Source organism: Pontibacillus marinus BH030004 = DSM 16465, assembly GCF_000425225.1.
Lineage (GTDB): Bacteria > Bacillota > Bacilli > Bacillales > BH030062 > Pontibacillus > Pontibacillus marinus.
The window spans coordinates 157,977-180,462 of record NZ_AULJ01000013.1 but is presented as its reverse complement, the minus strand read 5'-3'; the positions used below and the strand labels follow the sequence as shown (position 1 = coordinate 180,462).

23 protein-coding genes are annotated in these 22,486 nt (G+C 34.3%); 19 read left to right on the top strand and 4 right to left on the bottom strand.

Going from position 1 to position 22,486, the window contains the following annotated elements:
• The first annotated feature begins 59 nt into the window (after nucleotides 1-59).
• The 11 genes from H514_RS0103970 (at nucleotide 60) to H514_RS0103915 (ending at nucleotide 8,213) form a co-directional block, all read left to right on the top strand.
• Nucleotides 60-581, top strand: a complete 522-nt coding sequence (locus H514_RS0103970; RefSeq protein ID WP_027445785.1) for a hypothetical protein — start codon at nucleotides 60-62, stop codon at nucleotides 579-581.
• A 390-nt stretch (nucleotides 582-971) separates the two neighbouring features.
• The gene (locus tag H514_RS0103965; protein ID WP_027445784.1) at nucleotides 972-1,229 is read left to right on the top strand and encodes a hypothetical protein; all 258 of its coding nucleotides are present in this window, start codon (nucleotides 972-974) and stop codon (nucleotides 1,227-1,229) included.
• A 349-nt stretch (nucleotides 1,230-1,578) separates the two neighbouring features.
• Nucleotides 1,579-1,899: a hypothetical protein gene (locus H514_RS0103960; RefSeq protein ID WP_154657314.1), complete on the top strand. Its 321-nt coding sequence runs from the start codon at nucleotides 1,579-1,581 to the stop codon at nucleotides 1,897-1,899.
• A 237-nt stretch (nucleotides 1,900-2,136) separates the two neighbouring features.
• Nucleotides 2,137-2,658 (top strand): hypothetical protein, encoded by a 522-nt coding sequence (locus tag H514_RS0103955; protein ID WP_027445782.1) that lies wholly within the window; start codon nucleotides 2,137-2,139, stop codon nucleotides 2,656-2,658.
• A gap of 635 nt (nucleotides 2,659-3,293) precedes the next feature.
• The gene (locus H514_RS24835) at nucleotides 3,294-3,437 is read left to right on the top strand and encodes a lipoprotein (RefSeq protein ID WP_156112290.1); all 144 of its coding nucleotides are present in this window, start codon (nucleotides 3,294-3,296) and stop codon (nucleotides 3,435-3,437) included.
• Entirely contained in the window at nucleotides 3,394-3,687 is a 294-nt protein-coding gene (locus tag H514_RS0103945; RefSeq protein WP_154657313.1) for a hypothetical protein, read from the top strand. Before H514_RS24835 ends, H514_RS0103945 begins: the two co-directional genes overlap by 44 nt.
• A 922-nt stretch (nucleotides 3,688-4,609) precedes the next feature.
• Nucleotides 4,610-5,044, top strand: coding sequence for a hypothetical protein (locus H514_RS0103940; protein WP_027445779.1), 435 nt, complete (start codon nucleotides 4,610-4,612; stop codon nucleotides 5,042-5,044).
• Between the two features lie 213 nt (nucleotides 5,045-5,257).
• On the top strand, nucleotides 5,258-6,259 hold the full coding sequence (locus tag H514_RS0103930) for a serine hydrolase domain-containing protein (protein WP_027445778.1): 1,002 nt from the start codon (nucleotides 5,258-5,260) through the stop codon (nucleotides 6,257-6,259).
• A gap of 37 nt (nucleotides 6,260-6,296) precedes the next feature.
• Nucleotides 6,297-7,097, top strand: coding sequence for an aminoglycoside adenylyltransferase domain-containing protein (locus H514_RS0103925; RefSeq protein WP_027445777.1), 801 nt, complete (start codon nucleotides 6,297-6,299; stop codon nucleotides 7,095-7,097).
• Nucleotides 7,098-7,286: 189 nt separating this feature from the next.
• Nucleotides 7,287-7,748 carry a GNAT family N-acetyltransferase gene (locus H514_RS0103920; protein WP_027445776.1) on the top strand — a complete coding sequence of 154 codons (462 nt, stop codon included), beginning with the start codon at nucleotides 7,287-7,289 and terminating at the stop codon, nucleotides 7,746-7,748.
• 33 nt (nucleotides 7,749-7,781) lie between these two features.
• Nucleotides 7,782-8,213 carry an NUDIX hydrolase gene (locus H514_RS0103915; protein ID WP_027445775.1) on the top strand — a complete coding sequence of 144 codons (432 nt, stop codon included), beginning with the start codon at nucleotides 7,782-7,784 and terminating at the stop codon, nucleotides 8,211-8,213.
• A 49-nt stretch (nucleotides 8,214-8,262) separates the two neighbouring features.
• On the opposite strand, the gene H514_RS0103910 is transcribed toward H514_RS0103915, so the two are convergent.
• Nucleotides 8,263-8,628, bottom strand: a complete 366-nt coding sequence (locus H514_RS0103910) for a hypothetical protein (protein WP_027445774.1) — start codon at nucleotides 8,626-8,628, stop codon at nucleotides 8,263-8,265.
• A 127-nt stretch (nucleotides 8,629-8,755) separates the two neighbouring features.
• Here H514_RS0103910 and H514_RS0103905 point away from each other — a divergent pair, with 127 nt between their 5' ends.
• Together H514_RS0103905 and H514_RS0103900 are read left to right on the top strand one after the other, a co-directional pair.
• Nucleotides 8,756-9,106: a hypothetical protein gene (locus tag H514_RS0103905; protein WP_027445773.1), complete on the top strand. Its 351-nt coding sequence runs from the start codon at nucleotides 8,756-8,758 to the stop codon at nucleotides 9,104-9,106.
• Nucleotides 9,107-9,143: 37 nt separating this feature from the next.
• Nucleotides 9,144-9,641: a DUF2268 domain-containing putative Zn-dependent protease gene (locus tag H514_RS0103900; protein WP_081672924.1), complete on the top strand. Its 498-nt coding sequence runs from the start codon at nucleotides 9,144-9,146 to the stop codon at nucleotides 9,639-9,641.
• Nucleotides 9,642-9,677: 36 nt separating this feature from the next.
• On the opposite strand, the gene H514_RS0103895 is transcribed toward H514_RS0103900, so the two are convergent.
• Nucleotides 9,678-10,298 carry a LysE family translocator gene (locus tag H514_RS0103895; protein WP_027445771.1) on the bottom strand — a complete coding sequence of 207 codons (621 nt, stop codon included), beginning with the start codon at nucleotides 10,296-10,298 and terminating at the stop codon, nucleotides 9,678-9,680.
• Nucleotides 10,299-10,476: 178 nt separating this feature from the next.
• Here H514_RS0103895 and H514_RS0103890 point away from each other — a divergent pair, with 178 nt between their 5' ends.
• On the top strand, nucleotides 10,477-11,982 hold the full coding sequence (locus tag H514_RS0103890; protein WP_027445770.1) for a vWA domain-containing protein: 1,506 nt from the start codon (nucleotides 10,477-10,479) through the stop codon (nucleotides 11,980-11,982).
• A 75-nt stretch (nucleotides 11,983-12,057) separates the two neighbouring features.
• On the opposite strand, the gene H514_RS22460 is transcribed toward H514_RS0103890, so the two are convergent.
• Nucleotides 12,058-13,152 (bottom strand): tyrosine-type recombinase/integrase, encoded by a 1,095-nt coding sequence (locus tag H514_RS22460; protein WP_051255021.1) that lies wholly within the window; start codon nucleotides 13,150-13,152, stop codon nucleotides 12,058-12,060.
• A 174-nt stretch (nucleotides 13,153-13,326) separates the two neighbouring features.
• On the opposite strand from H514_RS22460, the gene H514_RS0103880 reads away from it, so the two are divergent.
• From H514_RS0103880 to H514_RS0103870, 3 genes are all read left to right on the top strand, one after another.
• Entirely contained in the window at nucleotides 13,327-14,262 is a 936-nt protein-coding gene (locus tag H514_RS0103880) for a helix-turn-helix domain-containing protein (RefSeq protein ID WP_027445769.1), read from the top strand.
• 63 nt (nucleotides 14,263-14,325) lie between these two features.
• Nucleotides 14,326-14,979 carry a nucleoside deaminase gene (locus tag H514_RS23880; RefSeq protein WP_051255020.1) on the top strand — a complete coding sequence of 218 codons (654 nt, stop codon included), beginning with the start codon at nucleotides 14,326-14,328 and terminating at the stop codon, nucleotides 14,977-14,979.
• 148 nt (nucleotides 14,980-15,127) lie between these two features.
• Nucleotides 15,128-18,766 carry a dynamin family protein gene (locus H514_RS0103870; protein WP_027445768.1) on the top strand — a complete coding sequence of 1,213 codons (3,639 nt, stop codon included), beginning with the start codon at nucleotides 15,128-15,130 and terminating at the stop codon, nucleotides 18,764-18,766.
• Between the two features lie 85 nt (nucleotides 18,767-18,851).
• Here H514_RS0103870 and H514_RS0103865 read toward each other — a convergent pair whose 3' ends face one another.
• Nucleotides 18,852-19,592: a SurA N-terminal domain-containing protein gene (locus tag H514_RS0103865; protein WP_027445767.1), complete on the bottom strand. Its 741-nt coding sequence runs from the start codon at nucleotides 19,590-19,592 to the stop codon at nucleotides 18,852-18,854.
• Nucleotides 19,593-19,779: 187 nt separating this feature from the next.
• Between H514_RS0103865 and H514_RS0103860 the strand changes: the two genes are divergently transcribed.
• Together H514_RS0103860 and H514_RS0103855 are read left to right on the top strand one after the other, a co-directional pair.
• Nucleotides 19,780-20,544 (top strand): DUF4397 domain-containing protein, encoded by a 765-nt coding sequence (locus tag H514_RS0103860; protein ID WP_027445766.1) that lies wholly within the window; start codon nucleotides 19,780-19,782, stop codon nucleotides 20,542-20,544.
• A 126-nt stretch (nucleotides 20,545-20,670) separates the two neighbouring features.
• A complete protein-coding gene (locus H514_RS0103855; protein WP_027445765.1) occupies nucleotides 20,671-22,467 on the top strand; it encodes a M3 family oligoendopeptidase in 1,797 nt (598 codons plus the stop codon).
• The last annotated feature ends 19 nt before the right edge of the window (nucleotides 22,468-22,486 follow it).

The window sequence follows — 22,486 nt, the reverse complement described above, 5'->3', positions numbered from 1 at the left end:
CTTGTAACCTAAATAATTTAAAAGAGTATATAAATAGACTCTAACCAAGGAGGGAATTAATGACCAAAAGAATCATCACCATGACTTTGTTGTTCATAGCTTTGGTTATATGTATTTCTTTATCCTATTATTACATAAGTGGGGAGGGAGAGTTTTCAAAATCAAGTTATTCGACTGCTAGGAAAGAACTTATATCCGAAATAGACAATGTTTTTATTAGCTATCGCATAAAATGGAGAGGGATAGGCAATCCAACCATTAAAAAAATAGAATTCATTCGTAGGGATGGAACTATTCTAGAAGATGATAGTAATCGAATTGATATTAAGACTTTTATTGCACCTAAAACAGAAATTGGTCTGCTTGATGAGGAATCGGTTCTAGATGAAGAGCTGAATGATAACTTTGTAGCCGTTAAAGGGTATAAAGTAAGGGATATTTTTTTTGTAATGTTAAAAGTTGAGTTAACAAATGCCATTGCAGATAACGACGTTCAAACAATGAGGATAACCTATAGTAAATATGGTAGGACAAATTCTCAGGAAATCCCTCTTGAGGAAGGAGTTATTTCTGAGAATTAAACATATATTTGTGACTTAATATTACGGTAGTAAGAAAATTTAGAGTAGCATGTAAAATATCTCGAATTCAAGTCTTCCGCATTAGGGCGCTTTCCTTGAATAAGGAAAGTCCTTTTTATTTCTTTTGATTGTCTATTAGAGAAGGATATTAACTGGATATTCGTGTTAAAATTTGAATTAGATTGTGAAAACGTATTTAAATGAACGGACATATAGATGCAAAAATACATAAATAAAAAGGAGGAACTCTGCTATGAGGGATTGGTTGAGACATTTCTTTATATTGGATGCTTTTATTTAACAAGAACCAAAAACGACTCAGTTTTAACGGATTTTATATATATATTTGCTAAAGATTAGAGGGAATACGTGTTGAATAGGAGGCTAAGTTTGGTTCGCAGAGCTGTTTTGTATAATATACTTTCTATAGTGATAGTAACAATATTAATGATCTTACAGGAAGGCATCGGAATTGTTTTTAAGCCCGTATTTATTGTAATCATGCTCGTTTGTTTACCTCTTCCATTTATAAGTTACCTCGTGATACATACACAAGCCCAGAAAAATAAGAAAATGATTAAAGAGAACGAAGAAATGAAACAAGAGATTGAAGAACTAAAACAAGAAAGAACTAAAACAAGAAAATGAAGATTAACACTCTTGGTTGTGCGATATCATTTAGATGGTACTTGTTCAACTGACGAGAGCAATAAGTTAAGAAAAAATAGTTATCTCGAATTCAAGTTTTCAGCATAAGGGCGCAAACCTGAAATAAGGTTGTGTCCTTTATTTTTGTCTTGACCGTAAAATAGAAGGGATTAATAAATGGATATTTATGTTAAAATTTGAATTGGATTGTGAAGAAATTTACTTAAACGAATAGTTTAATAAAGGGGGGATAAAAATTAAGAAGAATCGAATTTTAATCATATTATTATTAGGAATCATAACAATAGGTTTATATCTTTTTATATTTGATGGTAATGAAAAAGAAATGGTGATTTACGAAAAATTACTAAATTCGTCTGAAATTGAATATTTAGAAGTTGTTGGAATTGGTGATGAACCATTTATTAAAATAGAAGAAGATGATGATATTGAAAGAATAATTGTTCTTCTTCAACAGCTTAATGGTTCAGTAGAATTAGAACATCTACCATATGGTGAACCTGTGCTTGGAATACACATAGTCCTAAAAGGACATTATCCAAGTTCAGCTATTACTATTTATCAAGATAAAATCTTTCATGGAAAAGGAAGAAATGTATCTGGAGACCTCGTGAATAAATTGGTTAAAACCATTGAAAATTCTTATTAAGCTAACGGATGTTATAGTAGAAGATCATAAGTAAGATTATCTCGAAATCAAGTCTTCCGCAAACGGGCGCGATTCTGTAATAAAAGAATTGCGTCCTTACTATTGTCGTTTTAGTAATAGAAATGAAATGTTGCTGTTTCAGTATAGATTTGAAATAATTGGTATTGGTGTCGGTGAGCGATGAGTTATACAAAGAGTTTAGTTTAATTAAAGAAGAATTAGAGGGAGGTCTGAGATTTGGTTAAAAAATGGGTTGGATTCCTGTTAATTGTTGTATTTTTCATCACAATATATAATTTAAAAATTTATGATTATAAAGGTGAAAGCCTGCAAGAGGCATGTAGGAAGAAGTGGAATGGCTGCGAAGTTTTAAATGTAGATAATAACTTAGGATTTTTTATATTTTCAACAAAAAATCAACAAGAAACCATTCGGATTAGTTCTTTTAAGGAAGAACACGATACATTTTACCTCAGACGTACCCTTGGTAACAGTTTATCAGTAGGAACATTTGGAGCATTAATTAGGAATACCAATTTCAAAGATGCAAATAAGATCAAGCCCTTTCTTAAAGGAAAGATATTACTAGGCTATGTATCTGATAAGAATGTAAAGGAAATAGAGTTGAGTTATTCAATAAAATCAGATCAGGGTTATCAACAAGAAGTAGTGTCTATACCAGTAAAGAATCAAACATTTTTCTATTATACCGACAATAATAAGACTCACATTTATGAAGAATTAACACCTAAATATTAGACTTTATCCCTTATTTGAGAACCGAAAAGCCATTATAAAAAATACTTCATATAACTTTTATCTCGAAATCAAGTCTTCCGCAATAGGGCGCGATCATTGAATAAATGGTTGCGTCTATATTTTTAGTTAACCTCTTATAAAATGGATATTTATGCCGAAATGAGTCGAGATTGTGAAAGATCGTATTTAAAGTAAATGGGTAGGAATGTTTAATAAGATTAGAGGGGAGAGGAGTGTAGATTTGATTTATGTTATAATTTTTCTCTCTTTATTGATTTCCGCTTTTACATCTGTACTATTGCTAAAAAAGAAAAATAATAAACAAATGAGTATGCTAACGGCTTTTTGTTTAAATACACTAATTTTATTAGTAGCAACATGGATTCTTTACAATATAAACGATGAAGCAAGAACTTTTGGTTTCGGACATTCTGGTTTATATCTTCTGATAATTGCTATTCCAATAATAACTTGGATAAACTTCTTAATTTTACAGTTTGTAAAAGACAACAGGAAAATAAACACATAAAGTTATTTGTTAACTTATTGAATTAACAGGAGCATTATAAAAAGATGATCTTAAACTAACGGAGCAGGTTAGTTGAATAATAGGTTAGAAAACAGGAGTGAAGATGATGGTTAAAAAGAGCATATTATTTATCGTGATAGCCCTATTTTTAACAGGATGTAATGATTTGGAAAGTTATAAAGAAGATGCTTTGGAGTTATGGAAGAATGGAGCAGGGACAAATATTCTATCCGAATGGTTACTATTCTAAGGAATCTGAAAGAATTATAACATTGAACAAGTATGAAAAATTTGATGCAATTTATTCACATCGATATATTGAGGGTAATACCAATATAGGCGCTACCAAGATAGACTACTTAAAAGCCTGGGATGAGGAAGAGTACCCGTTTTATCTCATAGTATCTAAAGGCGGGATTGCTTTAAAAACGACTTCTGTTAATGATATTGAAATTTTTTTCGAGAAAAATGGCGGTCAAGTAAAAAGAGATAGAGAGTAGCAATGTGGTTCTTATTGTGCTAAGGGGTGCGTTAGAGGAAGATCATATTTGCAATTTATCTCGAATTCAAATATTCACCAAATGGGCGCTTTAATTTAATAGTTCGACCGCAAATCAAGTAATACTACTAATTGATTTACGGTCTATTCCATTATTAAATATACTAATAAATTGTATTCTAGTGGTCCTTATCCATGTATTTTATGATAGTTCTTAGTTGGTTGGAAATATGTAATAATGTAGTAATTATTAGACCTAATAGAGTTCCTAACCATCCGTAAACTATAAACCCTAAAATGCAACCTATTATTAGGAGTAAAAATAAATTGTACTGAAAATCATGCATTTAATCACCTCGAAGTCATTCTACCATATCAGTATTAGTTTAAAGATAAGTTGCAAATAACATGTGACCTTATTACTGGATAAAAATACATATAGTAAAGTCTTGTTCAAATATCCTTAATTCAAGCCTTCAGCAATACCAGCTAATATAAGTCAATATCTCACCCTAAAAAATATTTTTTACCATGTTATACTAAAATTGCTCATACCAAATAAGCTTCAAACACACTATTTGAAGTTTTTGGTTTTATTGGTTTTTATTAGTTGAACTCATCACGTTTTCGATCGTAAAATTCTTTTAGCTTAGGATTATGATTCATGGTATTTACGCTCTTTCTCTGAAAGGGCACTAATTCCTCCTTATAGTAAAGCTCACATAAATGAGCTGCATCTATAGGATCTTTTTTTACCTTTCTTAGTGATGTTTTTTTAGATTCATAGGAAATAACCAGGTTAATGAGATAATAGGGAATTTCCTACTGTTCTAGAAATTGATGCACAGGTTCATGGTAATGACCTGTGGACTCAAAGATGCTGGAAAACGGGAAAGTTATTGACCAATACGGAGGGGGATAAGGTGAGGTTAATTAAAATGCTAGTATTATTTTCATTTATCTTTTCTATTGTTGCTTGTAATGATGGACAATCCCTTACATTTGAAAATAAAGAAGATGCAGAACAAGAGATTGGTAAATTTCAGGTTCCTTTTATGCCAGAAGGATATATAATTAAAAAAATCACGTATGAAAATGACGGCTTCACACATCCCGTAACAAAAGTGTTCTACGAAAAGGCAAGTCATAAGGTTACATTTATGATTGCATCATCATGGTTTGATAATAGCCCATCGGAGAAGATTGAAAACGATAAAATAGCTGACATGCTTTGGATTTCAAAAGATAAAGAATATGTATTAAAGTGGAGAAAATCAAACAAGCACAGTTATAAGTACTTGTTCACAAGAAGTGAAGAAGACAAGGGATGGTTAATTTCCATTGCAGAAAATTATTGACCTAATGGGGAATGAGGGATTCGGCTATGGATTTTTCAGCAGTACTTATGATGATAGTTAGTATGCTTCTTACTTGGGGCATCCCAATTGCAATTATTGTTTTTATTTTGGTTTTAGTTAAAAAAGCTAGATGTTAAAAAAGAAGATTAATATATTCTTTACTGAAGTAAATAATAGGTATTAGAGGATCTAGAAGGTGGAGGATTTGGGATGATTTCAAAGTACGAAGATATAATTCGTTGGGTAGAAGATATCAAAGAAAAAAATAAAAGCTCTGCATCTGCACTCACTGTAATAAAAGACAATGAGATTGTTTTGGAACACTATAGTGGCACTCATTCTAATACGAACAACGCTCTACCTGTAAATGAAAACTCCAGATTCAATGTTGCGTCTGCTAGGAAGAGTTACTTAGGATTGTGCGTCGCCTTTGCTTTATATGAAGGGAAAATACATAGCCTTGATGATTATGTAAGTGAGTATTTTAAGAACATAGATCCAAACATACTTAGAAACACTACAATACGTCATATGGTAACTCACACACATGGTTTAGATGAGACTTCAGATGGAGAGATTATCAGGGAGTTTAACCCTGGTGAAAAGTGGGCCTACAGAGTAATTAATATCAAACTAATGACTCAATTAATACATAAAATTTATGGTGTTTCTTTTCCGGAACTTTTGTATCAAAAAGTGTTCTTACCAATGGGGTTGAAGCGAACGAAATGGGAAACTCAAGACAATGATAATTTAGTCAAAGTAATTATTGACCCTAATAAGAATGGAGAAGATACAACAGGTTCGGATGATGATGGAATGGAATCTAATCTGTTTGTATCTGCACGTGAATTTGCTCTTTGGGGGAACCTTTTTCTAAATAAAGGGGTGTTAAACGGAGAGCAAATTGTCCCTAAAAAGGTTGTTGAACTAGCGATTAGTATTCTTACACCAGATCAACTATCAACTGAGTATCCTCGTAACGGTATGTTTTGGTTCGTGCAGAATATTCCGAGAGAATTGAGTGAATTAGGTGAACAAGTCCCGAGTGGATCTTATCAGATTTTAGGTGTAACTGGCCCAACTTTGTTAGTGATTCCAAAATACAATGTTGTAGTTGCAAAAATGTACAACAAAAGATACAACTACGGAAATGAGAACTACCTTTACTACCTAAAAGAATTCAGCAACATAGTAGCAAAGACATTTCAGTAAACACATTCAAATGGAGCATCTTTAAGGAGAATATTAAATGAGTTTTAATTGGGAAACATGTTCTTCTGATATAAAAGAATTTATTTTCACCCTACAAAAAGAGGTTACAAAAATTATAGATGATAATTTGGTTGGTATCTATCTTCACGGTTCTTTGGCAATGGGAGGGTTTTACCCGAACAGTAGTGATATTGATATATTGATAGTAACGAATAAGTCTATTACTGTTAATACTAAAAGGAAACTAGCAAAGTTCTTTTTACTTTATTCATATTCCCCCTATCCAGTTGAAATTAGTTTGTTAAATCATAAACAATTAATAGACTGGCAACATCCGTGTCCATTTGATTTTCATTATAGTGAGTTCTGGAGAGAACGGTATGAAAATGAATTGGTAAGAGAGACATATCAATTTTTAAATGGTGGTACGAATACTGATCCTGATTTAGCAGCGCATATAACGATAATGTATCATAGAGGAATTTGTATAGTAGGCAAACCAATAGGTGAAGTTTTCCCTTTAGTTCCTCGGTCAGATTATATCTCTTCAATATTAGAGGATTTTAGAAATTGTTTAGAAAATATAGAAAAAAACCCCATTTATTGTACTCTAAATTTGATTAGAGTTTATTTGTATTTAAAAGAAGTAGTAATTTCTTCAAAACAAGAAGCAGGTAAATGGGCCTTACATACCTTCCCTAAAGATTTGAGTATAACTGTTAAAAAAGTAGTCGATTGTTATGAAAATCATAAAAATGAAAATAATTTAGAGAAAGATGGACTTGTATCGTTAAGGGATTATATTTCGAATGGTGTTCAAACATTATTATATAGTTAAAGAGTAAGTTAATCTGAGGAGGCAACCCTTAGTCGTTTGGTAAATATATACGAAATACTTTTAAACACGTTCAGGGGACGTGTTTTTTATTTAACTTGTAAATAAATTGAATTTTTATAATAGTTTTGAAATAATTGATATTATATGGAGTGACGTAATTCTACACATATTGAGGAGGACTTATTATAAATGAATAAAAGACTAGCGGAGTTAAAGGATATTGACCAACTAATAAAGATGAGATGGGATAATACAATTGAATTTGATGAAAGTAAAAGTCATTCTTCTTATAATGATTTTGAAAAAGAGTGCCGGTCTTTTTTGGAAACGTCCATTAAGGATGATCAGTGGTATATATGGATAGCGGAACAGGATGGAATCGTTATATCTCATATTTACATAGAATTGATACAAAAAGTCCCACGACCTGGTAGAACAACCTATCCATTTGCTTTCATGACAAACGTATATACCCTTAAAGAGTATAGAAATAAAGGAATTGGAAGCAAATTACTTTCTACTATTAATAATTGGGTTAAAGAAAATAAGTATGAATTCATTATAGTGTGGCCTAGCGATGAGAGTATTAATTATTATAAAAAGAATGGTTACGTTCATAGTACCGAACCCATGGAATATTTTCCTTCTTAATGTTTATAAAGACGCTAGAAAGGAGAGGTTTTTTTGGTTCAAAGTAATTCGCATATTTACACTTCACGAAAACATTTTGTTTCAGCAGCAACTATTGTTATCAATGAAGAGAATGAAATTTTGTTAATAAAGGGACCAAAGAGAGGTTGGGAAATACCTGGTGGGATTGTTGAAGAGGGAGAGTCTTTAAAAGAAGCAGCAATAAGGGAAACTAAAGAAGAATCAGGAATTGATATTGAAATTCTTAAATTCTGTGGAATTTTTCAAAATGTACACAAATCAATTTGCAACACGTTATTTTTAGCTAAACCAATTGGAGGCAACTTTACAACTTCAACAGAAAGTTTAGAAGTAGGGTTCTATCCTTTAGAGCAAGCACTTGAAATGGTGACACTAGGGAATTTTAAGCAAAGAATTGAATACTGTCTCGATCACAAAAAACACCCATTTTATGTAGAGTTTTAGACCATTACGAATTAGAAAGTAGTTCTTCGAATTACGTTTAGGTGATATTTTAGCTGTTCCTTTCAATCAGATCAAAATGTAAATCCTGGAATAAATCTTTATCTTTTAATTGGTCATCGTAAGAAACATCGTCCATGTAGCTGCGAAAATGAGTATGGATATAACGGCTTCTTCCATCTTTTTTTAGTACTTTGCATTCAATCAGTTTGTCACGGTTGTAAAGAGAATAGAATGAAAAAGTTTGGGTGTCCAGATGGATATGGTTGAGTTCAATGTTTAATAAATGTTCTTGATTAAGTGTAGCGTCTTGATGGTGACGTACGACCTCAGAAAGTTCCAGCACAGAAATCGCAGGCGTTTGAAAGTTCGCTACTTTATCTGATATTTTTTGGATGGTTTTTTTGAAAACATTCATATACAAAACTCCTTTTCATTTATAATGCGCCGTTTTTTTAAAAATAAACACCTATTTTTTATTAAAAGTATCTAGAAGTTACAAACCTTGTGGCTAGAATTCAGGAAATATGAGGAGATTATTTGAAATGGAGGATGTGCAATTGGATAGTATAAGGATTAATAATAAAGTGAATGATTTTTTAGAGTTTTATGAGCTTGCCAATAATAATGATTTAAACCATAAAGAACGGTGGTTACTATGGAAAGAACATTATAACTTTGCAGCAATACCTCCAGGAGATGAAGGAAAAGAAATAGCCAAGAGAATGTTTCATCAATCTTGGGAAAAATATCATGAACACATTGATCATATAAAACAATGGGAGCCAAATAACGAAAGGATCCAGTACTCACTTTCTAAAGTTAAACAATTATTAGCCTATAATGAACCCATAAGAATTACTGTTTTTTATTTTGTAGGTTTTTGGTTTTTTTGAAAATAATGCATTTGTTGCTCCTTATAAAAAAGATGAAATAGCGTTATGTCTGCCAATAGAAAATGAGAAAACTCAAACTGATTTTGACAAAACCCTTTGCCATGAATTAACCCACATTGTACATAGTAAAACTGCAAATTTGTCACTTAATTGGGAGAAGGGTTTAGGCACACTTTTATTAGAAGAAGGTTTAGCTACTCAAGTAAGTAAAGCTATAATTCCAGGTGAAAACGATTCATATTATGTTGAGCATCAACCTGGTTGGTTTGAGGAATGTAAACAAAAAAAGACACTTATTATAGAAGGGATCTCACCCTATTTAGATAAGTCTTCATCAGACGTACTTTGGAAATTTACATTTGGAACAGGAACCACAAACCAAACGAGAGAAGCTTATTTTGCTGGGTGGGAAATCGTTCAATTCCTTTTAGATCAAGGATATTCATTTAGTGAATTAGCTCATATTTCTGAAAATGATATACCGGATTTTATAAAAAACACTATATATGGATTCAAAGAGGAATTGAAGAGATAACCTCACCAACAGTATGATTGTTCTGAACAAATTAGATTAATGTTGCTTACCAAAGGCTAGCTTTAATCCAAATCCAATTAAAATAAGACCAGTCGTTTTGTCCATTATTCTTTGTACTTTTGGAGACATCAGCCATTCACGTAAATAGTTAATGAAAAAGACATAAACAAAAAACCAAGTAATCGATAAAAGTGTGTATATCACACCCATAGTAATGAGTTGTTGGGTTGCGTTTTCTCCTGATTTCACAAATTGGGGTAAAAAGGTTAGGAAGAACATGGCCACCTTTGGATTGAGTACATTTGAGAAAAGCCCTTGTTTAAGAGCTGAGGTTTTCTCCTCAGAATTCATGTAATCTTGAGTACTTGCATCTTTCTTTTGCCTAGAAATGAATGAGGATAACCCTAGGTAAATTAAGTAGATTGCACCAACGTATTTTACAATCTCGAATGCCAGAGCAGATTGCATTAAAATTGCTGAAAGTCCGAAAGCAGCAGCGAACGTATGGACCAATGAGCCTGTTGTTATACCTATAGCCATTTTATACCCATCTTTTCTTCCGTCTGAAATGGTCCTTTTCGTAATAAGTGCGGTATCAATACCAGGGCTCATAACAACAAATAACGAAAGGACTAAAAAAGTAAAGAAATCATTCATTTCCTCCACCCCTTATTGCATTGTGAAAATTATTTAGTTTATTCTAACATGAGTTTGAGTTTCTGTTTATTTAAAATTAAAAAAAGACAAATCCCTGAAATATTTGGTAAAAATTTTCATGTTTTCAGTAACAAAACAACCCCTCTTTTCGTCCAATCTAGAAAAGGGGGCTTTTAGTATGAGAAACTCAGCTTTGCAATTCCTCTTGGTTCTATTACTGTTCTTAGCTGCATGTAGTAGTGGGAGCAGTGATCAAGAGGCTAATTATGATGGAGCTTCAGAAAACAAGTCTATGGAAACAAAAATGTCGGAAGAACAACAAAGTCGACCTGCACCTCCAAATGGTGCGGAGTATGATAACATGTTCTTCGAAGATTATGGTACAAATCCATTTGTTTCTACAGAAGATGATACGTTATCCACTTTTGCGATGGATGTAGATACTGGATCATATTCCGTGGCTCGAAACTATATTAAAAGAGGAGAGCTTCCACCAGACGAGGCTGTGCGAGTTGAAGAGTTTGTTAATTATTTCGGGTCAAACTTACAAGCACCTACAAATAATACCTTTGCAATAGGTGTAGACGGAGTAAAGTCTCCCTTTGGTGACGGTTATCATTTATTACGTATAAGTATGAAAGGAAAAGAAATAAAAGTTGAGGAGCGAAAAAGTGCAAATTTAACCTTTGTTATTGATGTGTCAGGTTCCATGAATCGTGAGAGCCGCTTAGGATTAGTGAAGAAAAGCCTAAAAATGCTTGTAGATGAACTTCAGCCACAAGATAAAGTGGGAATTGTTACGTACGGCTCACAGGGGCGCGTAGTATTAGAACCGACTAGTATAGATGAAAAAAATAGAGTTATTCGTGCCATCGAGAAGCTACAGCCTGAAGGTTCTACGAATGCAGAAGAAGGGCTCACTTTAGGATATAGTTTAGCGAGAGAATATTTTACAGAAGGATCCATAAATCGCGTGGTTTTAGCTTCAGATGGTGTTGCTAATGTTGGCAAAACTGGACATAAAGAAATATTGAAAGAAATTAAAGAATACGCACAAGAAGATATCAAATTAAGCACTTTAGGTTTTGGAATGGGAAATTATAATGATGTATTAATGGAGCAGCTAGCCAATAATGGTGATGGGAATTATGCATATATTGATAGTTTCTCCGAAGCAAGAAGAGTTTTTATGGAGGAACTAACAGGTACGCTACAAACGATCGCTAAAGATGCAAAAATCCAAGTTGAATTTGACCCCAAGAAAGTGGACCGATATCGATTACTAGGGTTTGAGAACCGTGATGTAAAAGATGAAGATTTTAAAGATGATTCGGTTGATGGAGGAGAAGTAGGAGCTGGTCATTCTGTGACTGCCCTTTATGAAGTGAAATTAAAGGAGGGTATAGACGAGCTCGGGAAAATAAGTTTACGATATTTTAGTGAAGATAAACATGAAGTAGAAGAGGTCCAAAAACCGCTATCTATTTCTGAAGATGTCAATCCATCGAAGAATTTAATGTTTTTAGCATCCGTTGCTGAATTTGCAGAAATATTGGGGGAAAGCTATTGGGCTAAAGAAAGTAGCTTGGAATCGGTATTAGAGCTTGCTCAATCATCTGCACAAAATGAAGAGCAATTTGCTTTTGTTGAGCTTGTAAAAGATGCTATTGCTATAGGGAGATAATCGATCATTTTCTATAGGAATTAAAAGTCCCTCACCATAGTGGATAATTTGGTGGGGGACTTTTTGCGTCTATTTTTACTGAGCGTTCATAAAAGAACCTCCGATTTTAACAGCCGCATGTTCACTAAACTTACGTGTACGACGTAAGTACTGATCTGTTGTTACAGAAGATTCGTGATCTAGTAAGTCTTGTATAGCTTTCAAGTCCGCACCTTTAGATAAGTAATAAGCAGCTGTATAGTGGCGGCATGTATGAGGGGTTATTCGAAATCTGACAGACTTGCCACTCTCAGCAAATTGCTTCTCCATTTCAATACGCCTTTTAATGAAAGGAAATTGTTCCTGGAGGTTTTCAATTTGTTTCGTGAACTCATTACTTAAATATTTGAAGTTGTAGTGATCCCCATTAGGTTTAGGAAAGAGTGGAGTGTTTTGACCATTTAATTCACCAGAAAACCCACGTCGCATTCGGAATTCTTGTAAAACCTCTAACACTTCATTAAAGAGCGGTACCTCTCGCAATTTATCTCGTTTTCCAACTACAGAAACAAAATACAAGTTTGCTTCTGGTTGATAGGTGATCGAGGACCATTTTGCTGAACATAATTCTTGAATTCTTAACCCCGTAGAAACGAGAGTAAATAAAAGCGTGTACATGTACCAGTCATTCTTTTTAAAATACTCTAGCAAAGCTTGAACTTCTTCCTCATAGAAATCTCGATTTACAAGCTGATCCTTTTGGAGGGAGATCCGCTTCATGCTTTTCGTTAAATCTTGTTCGACCATCTCATATTTATATAAAAATTGTAAGAACTGCTGAACGACTGTACTTTTTCGCCGTAATGTAGTTGATTTATATCCTCTTTGCTCTAAGTCTAATTGATATTGTGTCACTAGTTCAGGGTGAATCTCACGTACAGATTCATACCACTGATGGATGTAAGAGAAAAATTGATTCACTTCACGAAAGTATTCCTTCAGTGTAGATTGTTTTCGTTTCGTACCAATGGAAGGTTCATCGTGCAAGAACAAGTACAACAATAATTCATCTGAAGCTCGCGACCAATCTACATTCCGAAACCCTTGTTGAACAATCAACAAATATGTATCTTTTGAAAACCAATTAAGTTCATTTTCTTGTTGGATTAAAGGTTGAATTAGTTCACTCATGAAATTCTCCTTTTCTATCATTTACAATACCAAAACATTCTAGAACAACCATATCATATCTAGTATAATAAAACCTAGAAAAATTGATCATTATTCTATATTGAATAACAAATATGTAAAATATAAAATACTATTCATTTAATTTGTCAGTTGTAAGTTAGGAGATAACGATATATGTATTACTCAATCGAGCAAATCTGTAAAAGATTACATAAGAATGAGCGACAAATTCGATACATGGTAAACCAAGGACGATTGACGCCTGTTAACCCTGATACCTACAGAAGGGATGGTGGCTATCGTTTTTCACAAGAAGAAATAGAACGTGTTGAACAAATGTTAGAACTACCAGGGCTGTCAGTGAAAGAAGCTGCTCAAGAATTGGAGATTACGCCTCAATATTTACTCCAATTTGTTTCAAATGGAGAATTGGAAAGTGAAGTGAAATGGATTGGCCAAAAGAAAAGGCGTTATTTCCAAAAAGAAGAAATTAAGCGATTTAAAAAGTTTTTAAATGAAGACCGTCAGACAAATCGAATAGGGGAATATGGGCGAAGGGTTAAACTCATTTCACGAGAAGTCCGTATTTTTGAAGAATGCCTTTATGACGGGAATGAATCGCGTGTGGTAAGTCTTGAGCCTCTAAAGATAATGACTAATAGAGGAGAAATTATACAATTGGGTGATATTGATGTGGAATCAGCGTCTTGGCCGGAAAAACCTTACATTCGTCAGAAAGGTTATACTGAATTCGAGATACCTATTCCAAGACATCCGCAACATCCAGTATACAAGATCTTATATAAACTCATTGAAGATTTAGGTGATTCCAATATCCAGATTTATGAGACTTCTTTTGGAGACTATTTTGTTCGTTGTCGTCTCGGGTCAATACCAGCTACTAATGAAGAATACAAACTTTTATTAAAATATCTCTCAAATGGAGAGATCACTTATGAGAATGGGAGAGTACATCTGGAATCAAACGAAATTACTAAAACTATAACAATCCCTAAAGATCTATGGCAGGATATCGAACAAATATCAGAAAATGAGAATGAGTCCATCCATCAAACCGTGACGAAAGCCCTAAGAAATTATTTAAATTAGCAGGATTTTTACTAACTCTTGTATAAACAGTTATTGGAAAACGATATAAAAGGAGGAAATTGGATGGAATGGAATGAGATTTCTACTAACTGGCAACGATGTTTTGAACTAGCTTGGGAAACTATGAAAGATGGATCAAAACCGATTGCTGCTCTGGTGATCGATGAGAATGGAGAAATTATTGCTGAAGGAAAAAATGCTGTATACAGCGAGTATTATGGCGCTACTGTTAGTTATAATGAAATTGCCCACGCTGAAGTTAATGCTTTAGGGAAAATTGATAATCGTGTACATACTTCTCGAGCACCCTATACATTATATTCAACATTAGAACCGTGTCCGTTATGTACAGGAGCATTATATATGTCGAGCATTAAAAACCTTGCTTATGCTGCAAAGGATAAATTCGGTGGAAGTCTTGATATGTTAGGAAAAACTCATTATTTAAGTCGAAAACAAATCAACATCGATGGACCTGTTCCAGTATTAGATGAAATATCTATTTTTCTTAATGTGTATTTTGATTTAACAAGACAAAACATGAGGCCTTCAATTGTGAAACTTCATGATGAATTGGCGGAAGATTATCCAAATGCAGTTTCATTAGCAAGGAAGTGGGGAGAAGACAAACGTCTTGATCCATATTTCTCAACTCCTTTTAAAGACAGTTTCCCAATAATTGTGGAAGGCTTAACAACCAATAAAAGTCCAGTGTAAAGTGAAAAACCTATCTAATTCTGATAGGTTTTTCTGTTTTAGAGACTGTCATAAACCACCTTTTTTTCGTACAATAGAACATAGTGAATATTTACAGAATATAAGATTGGAAACGGTTACGGTTCTGAATTAAAAGGAGTTACCATCTATGAGTATAGAAACTAGTCAGAAACAAAATACGATAAATAAATTATCAACCTTATATAATCGTTTAATTGAATTAGAAGATGAAGAGCAAGCTCAAAAGACGTTAGATTTATTAGAGAAACTACAATCAGAAGAATTTTTAGTTGGTTTTGCTGGCCACTTTTCTGCAGGGAAATCGACAATGATCAATACTGTATTAGAAGAGGAGATCTTACCTTCAAGCCCCATTCCTACTAGTGCCAATCTCGTTAAAGTGAAAAAGGGTAGAGGGTATGCTCGGGTTTACTTTGCTGAAGAAGATCCTGTTGAATATGAAGAGCCTTATGACTTAGACACCATTAAATCCTATTGTAAAGAGGGGGACGCCATTCGAGCAATAGAGCTTAGTAAATCAGACTCATTATTACCTTCAGGTGTATCTGTTATGGACACTCCTGGCATTGATTCTTCAAATGATGCCGATAAAATTATGACTGAATCTGCTCTCCATTTAGTTGATGTGTTATTTTATGTGATGGACTACAACCATGTACAATCTGAGGTTAATTTGGCATTTTTATCAGAAATGCAAAAGAGAGGTAAACCACTTTATATTGTAATTAATCAAATTGATAAACATCAGGAAGAGGAGCTCTCCTTCTCAGCATTTCAGCAAAGTGTAACAGATGCATTTTCACGATGGGGTATTCAACCTAAAGGTACATTCTATACATCTCTAACAAATATGAGTCATCCTTATAATCAATTCGAAAAGCTGAAAGAGATGTTAAATCACTTATTTACCAATAAAGATCGCTTTATTGACGATACGATTGAGCATTCCGCCGTTCAAATTGTGAATGAACATTTGGATTCTTTTAACGATGAACAGAAAGAGAAAATAGAAGAACTGAACCAATCCATAAACGATAATGAAACGAAACCATTAGAAGACATTGAGTCAGAAATTAAGAACTTAAAAGAGCGGCCAAAGAACGCAGAAAAAGCATTAATGGAACGCCTTCAATCCTCACTTAAGAATGCTTATATCATGCCCCATGAGGTACGTGAAAAAGCTCGTCTTGTGATTGAAGCCTACCAAAGCAACTTCAAAGTAGGTCTGTTCTTTACGAAATCCAAAACTGAAGAAGAACGTCAAAATCGCATTCAAGATTTTCATCATGCACTTATGGAAAAGGTATCAGCGAACATTGAGTGGCCCGTTCGAAATGTATTAGTTACGCTCGCTAAAGAATATGGAATACAAGATGAACAAATCCTGCAAGAACTGCAAGATTTTTCAGTTCGTTATGAAGCTTCTGAGCTAGCTAATCTTATCAAAACAGGAGCAGGTAGTGGTGGGGACTATTTACTCGTCTACACGGAAGATGTTGCGAATGATATTAGAAGAAAATATAAGCAAGAAGCTCAACAGAAATGGAAAAGTGTTAGCGAAATATTAGAAGCTCAATCAAAAGAAGCTCTTCAAGAAAAAAAGAAGGTGAAAGAGCAGTCTGAACAAGTAGAAGATGTTCAGATGCAAGTTGATAACGTTCAAAAAGCTATTGTAGATAGAAAGAACTCCTTACAAGATATTCTGGTTGAGAAATCTGTATCGCCTGAATCATATGAAAAGGCTACGGCAGCTTTGTTACAGCGAGCATCAAGTGTGAAACCTGGAAAGTCCATGGATTTAGAATTTACTCAACAAGAACAAAGGGAAGAAGAAGTTGAAATTGAATCAACCATCGAGGATAAAAGTCATGTAAGTGTCGATGAAATGATTGATCGCATAGACAAATCTCAACAAGAATTAGAGTCTTTAACAGGATTTCAATCAATCTTAGAAGACTTACGCGAAAGAAAAAAGCGATTAGAAACAAGACATTTTACAGTTGCATTATTCGGAGCGTTCTCAGCTGGTAAATCTTCTTTTGCCAATGCCCTGTTAGGTGAAAAGGTATTACCGGTTTCACCTAATCCGACAACAGCTACAATAAATAAAATTAGTCCTCCCACCACTCAATACCAGCATGGTACAGTGGTGGTTAAACTAAAAAGTAGTGCACAGCTATTTGAAGATTTAACTCATGCTTTACATGAGTTGCCTTTTCAACCTAAAGATTTTAATGGCGTACTAGACTGGATTCAACAAAGTCCTAATGAAATTGAGAAATATGCCAAGGATCAAAAGCGTTTATCCTTCTTACAAGCAATTGTAGATGGATTTGATGAAATGGCTACATCCATTGGAGAAACGATTAATATTGATTTAGATCGTTTTGCAGAGTATGTAGCAGAAGAGAGACTGTCTTGCTATGTAGAATGGATGGAGCTTTATTACGATTGCAGCTTTACTCGAGAAGGTATTACTTTAGTGGATACACCTGGTGCAGATTCTGTAAACGCTCGTCACACTGAAGTATCATTTGAATATATCAAGCAGGCTGATGCCATTCTTTTTGTTACGTATTACAATCATCCATTTTCTAGAGCGGATCGTGATTTTCTTTTACAACTAGGTCGAGTAAAGGATGCATTTAGCTTAGATAAAATGTTCTTTATTGTAAATGCAGCAGACTTAGCGCAAAGTAAAAGTGAACTTGAGTTAGTCCAGGATTATCTAGCAGAGCAACTTGGCAAGTTTGGTATTCGTTTCCCAAGAATGTTTGCCATCTCAAGTCTTATGGCTGCTAAAGAGAAAATGAATGAAGAGAAAACCGATCATCCTATTTTAGGTAGCTCTGGAATTGAGCAGTTTGAAGGATCCTTTTATTCCTTCATTCATGAAGAACTAACCTCAATTATTACGAATGCAGCCATTTATGACTTAGAACGTGCAAGCCGTACACTTGAACAGTACATTGACACTGCATCTCTAAATAAACAAGAGAAACAACAAAAACTGAAGAAGTACCAAACACAAGAAGAAGAGCTAAAAAGTATGATTCATGCGTTCTCTGCCGAAAGATACTCACAAGACATTAATCAAAAAATAGAGAAGCAAATGTATTATATGAACGAACGTGTTTTATTACGATTCTCTGACTTCTTCAAGGAAGCTTTTAACCCATCTACAATTAATGGAACTGGTGGTGTAGCTAAAGAACAATTAAAGCAAGCTTTACAAGACCTTTTAGAGCAGTTGAGGGAAGAACTCTTAAATGAATGTAGAGCTGTAACAGTGCGAATAGAATCCTATTTGCATGAAAAACTCCGGGAGTTTAATGAAGACATCCAGGATAAAGGAAAGAACGTTCAAGAGGAATTATCGTTACCAAATGCACAAGATATAGATATAGAAACGCCAGGCTTCAACAAACCGTTTGAAAAAGTTAATAAATCTGAAATTGAAAAGCCTTTATCAAGCTTTAAAAACACAAAATCCTTCTTTGAGAAAAATGAAAAAGAACAGATGAAAGAAGATTTACAAAAGCGTTTTAAACCCATCATTCAAACCTATATTGATGAACAAAAACATCACTTGCAGGATTATTACGAACCACAATGGAATAGCTATGTTGAAAGAGAGAAAGAAGCGTTAACGAAAGCGTTGCAAGAGTATTATGAAGGACTTCGATTTGCATTAGGAGATCAATTAAACATCGAAGAATTAAAAGCCAAACGTGAAAAATTACGAACTTTAACTCCAAAAAAATAAAAAAGTACTAAAAGAAGCGTGTGATTTCACACGCTTCTTTTTAAACAAAAAAGGTGATCTCTTAAAGAGACCACCTAATCAAGATTTAGACTTGTACTTTCTTTTCGATTTCACTTTCTTTACGAAGCTTATCTAGCAACTTAGAAATTTGTTGACCTTCTTTTGATTTCTGGATTTGTTGCTTTAATTGTGGCTTCACTTTATCAAGAGCTGGAAGCTTATCGTTGTTTTTCTTCATTGCGTCATAGCGCTTCTGAATTTCTTCGTCTGTTACTTTAACGTCTTCTGTGTTTTGAGCTACATACTCATCAATCTTAATTTGCTTAGCAAGATCTTTCTTCAGTTTCTCAACTGTTGTGTTGTTTTGCTTAAGGATCTTATCGATTTCCTCTTTAGAATAATCTTTTGTCATACTCTCATAACGTTCATTAACCTTTTTCTCTGTAGCTTCAATGCCTGCTTCATTTGCTTTTTGTAGAAGAAGCTCAGTATTAATTAGCTGAGTTAGAATTTTGGATTTCATTTGGTTTAACTGCTTGTCTTTAACTTCCATACCATTTTGCTTCATCATGCTCTTTTGACGTTCAAGCTGCTGGTTGAACTTGTCCATGGAGATTTCCTCACCATTTACAACCGCTGCTACTTCGCCAGTTGCTTCTTGTTTGTTACCTTCTTGCTTGTTACCTTCTTCAGATTGTTGTTCTTCTTGTTTTTTGTTCGTATCTTCGTTTTCTTTTGCATTATCTTCTGAATTACTGCAACCTGCGATTCCGATTGCTAATACGAAACCAGATAAAGCTACAGTCCATTTCTTCTTGATAGTCAAAGAAACACATCTCCCTTGCTGAAAAATCAATTCTGTTAGACTGTATCATATCTAGTTGTCCGTTGTAAAACTGTTGTGTCATTTTTGGTACATTAGCACTCTAAATTAGCGATAACAACATGATAGTGGAGTCTTTTGCATAGGTATGAATGTAAAAAAATAATTTTCGTAAAAGGATGTGTAATCTATGCAATCCTATGAGAGGGAGCTTGCCCAAAAGGCATCCATGTATAATATGTTGTCCAATTACTACAAGTACTTAGATCCACAACGGCATGTTATGTATTACTATCAGCATTTACAATGTATGAATCAGCTTATTCATTTGCAGAATCAACAGATGATGGGGGGATATTTTCGCTCAGAACATAACTCTTCTCAACAACAATCTTTTGTACGTGCGTTTCATGCCTCACCAAATGCCCCAGCAGTAGATATTTATGTAAATGACCAAAAGCTTTTAGAAAATGTCCAATACAAACAAACAAGTGATTACATTCCTGTTATGCCTGGATCATACCGAATAAAAATCACACCAGCTGGTCAATCTCAAGCAGTTCTTACCCAAGATGTAGAGGTTCCATCAAATGCAGCTATTACGTTAGCAGCAGCAGGAAATGTTGAAGACTTAACCCTTGTTCCATATCAAGATGATCGTACCCCAGTTCAAGAGAAAGCCAAAGCAAGGTTTATCCACTTGTCTCCTGATGCCCCAGCAGTTGATATAGCTGTTAAAGGAGGAGATGTTTTATTTTCAAACGTAGGATTCAAGCAGTCTACAGATTATCTAACATTATCACCAACTACAGTAGACTTGGAGGTCCGTCCGGCAGGATCTAATCAAGTTGTTTTAACCATTCCAAATGTGAAATTGGATGCAAATCAAATTTACAATGCTGTGGCGGTTGGATATGCTCAGGGCAGCCCTCAATTAGAAGCTATTTTTATATAGAAGGTTGTAGATATTCTGAGCTCACTAAGGTGGTGAGCCTTTTTTTCTTAACAAATCATCCTAAATTATAGTAAAAAGTCAAAATATTTTATATAATTAGGGAAACGAAATAAAGGAGGAACGAACATGACACAAACTACATATGATCAACAATGGGATTTAGATGTGATTTTTGAAGGTGGAAGTGACTCTGAAGCTTTCCAGCAATACCTTCAAGATGTACAAGAGAAATTAGAAGCTCTTTCAAAGGTGGTAGAAGAGTATAAGCTACCTACAGATGTATCTCAGGTTAAAGAACTATATCATGTTATTGAAAAACTAGAAGGTGTTGCAGTTGGACTAAGAGAAAGCTCGGCATTTGTAAGCTGTTTAAGCGCTCAAGATGTAAGCGATAAGAAGGCTGGACAGCATCGTGCCAAAATTAGCGAATTGATCGCGCAATATTCAACTGTAATGACAACTCTCGATCAAAAGCTTATAAAAATTGAAGATGGCCTTTGGGAAGATCTGCTGGCTCAACCTGAACTTAAAGATATTTCATTTGTATTGGATGAAAAGAGACAAAAAGCTAATGAGAAGCTTTCATTAGAACAGGAAGCCCTAATCAATGATTTAAGCGTTGACGGTTATCAAGGTTGGGGGAACATGTACAGCACAATCGTTGGTCAAATGAAGATTCAATTTGGAGAAGACGGCGAACAGAAAGAACTATCTGTTGGTCAAGCATCAAATAAAATGAGTTCTTCAGACCGTTCTGTTCGAAAAGAAGTATTTGAAAAGCTCCAAAATGCATGGGGAGAAAACGAGGATTTATTTGGAGAAACTTTAAATCACCTAGCAGGTTTTAGACTTCAAAAGTATAAACACCGTGGTTGGGATAATGTCCTTAAAGAGCCAATGGACATCAATCGTATGAGTGAAAAAACGTTAAATGCTATGTGGGATGCAATTAATAAGTATAAAGATCACTATGTGAAATATTTACATCGAAAAGCAGACATGCTGGGGTTAGAGAAATTAAGCTGGTATGATGTCGGTGCTCCAATCGTCAATTCAGATCAAACGGTTTCATATGATGAAGGTGCTGATTTTATTGTCGAGCAATTTAACCGATTCGGACCAAAAATGGCTTCATTCGCTAAAATGGCTTTTGAAAAACGCTGGATTGAAGCGGAAGACCGTAGTGGTAAACGACCTGGTGGATTCTGCACAAGCTTCCCAGATAGTAAACAAACACGTATCTTCATGACTTATTCAGGTACAGCATCTAATGTTGCGACACTTGCTCATGAATTAGGTCATGCATTCCACCAGCATGTGATGGATGATGTACACACGATGAACCAAGGGTATGCAATGAATGTAGCAGAAACCGCTTCTACATTTGCTGAAATGATTGTGGCAGATGCAGCTGTAAAAAACGCCAGCACAGAAGAGGAACGCTTATCTTTATTAGAAGATAAAGTTCAACGTAGTGTAGCATTCTTTATGAATATCCATTCTCGTTTCTTATTTGAAACTCGTTTTTATGATGAGCGAAAAGAAGGACTTGTTTCGGTTGATCGATTAAAAACTCTAACAGAAGAAGCTCAACGTGAAGCCTATTGTGATTCTTTAAGTGAATATGAGCCTTATTTCTGGGCTTCTAAACTACACTTTCATATTACAGGTGTACCTTTCTATAACTTCCCATACACGTTTGGTTACTTGTTCAGCCTAGGAATCTATGCGAAGGCACTAGAAGAGGGTAGTGACTTTGAAGAGAAGTATATCGCACTTCTACAAGATACGGGTCGTATGAAAGTAGAAGACTTGGCGAAGAAACATCTTGATGTAGATCTTGAGCAACCAGAGTTCTGGGAAAATGCAGTGAAACTTTGTGTGCAAGATGTGGAAGAATTTCTTGAGCTAACAGAAAAATAATGTATGGAATAGGATAGGG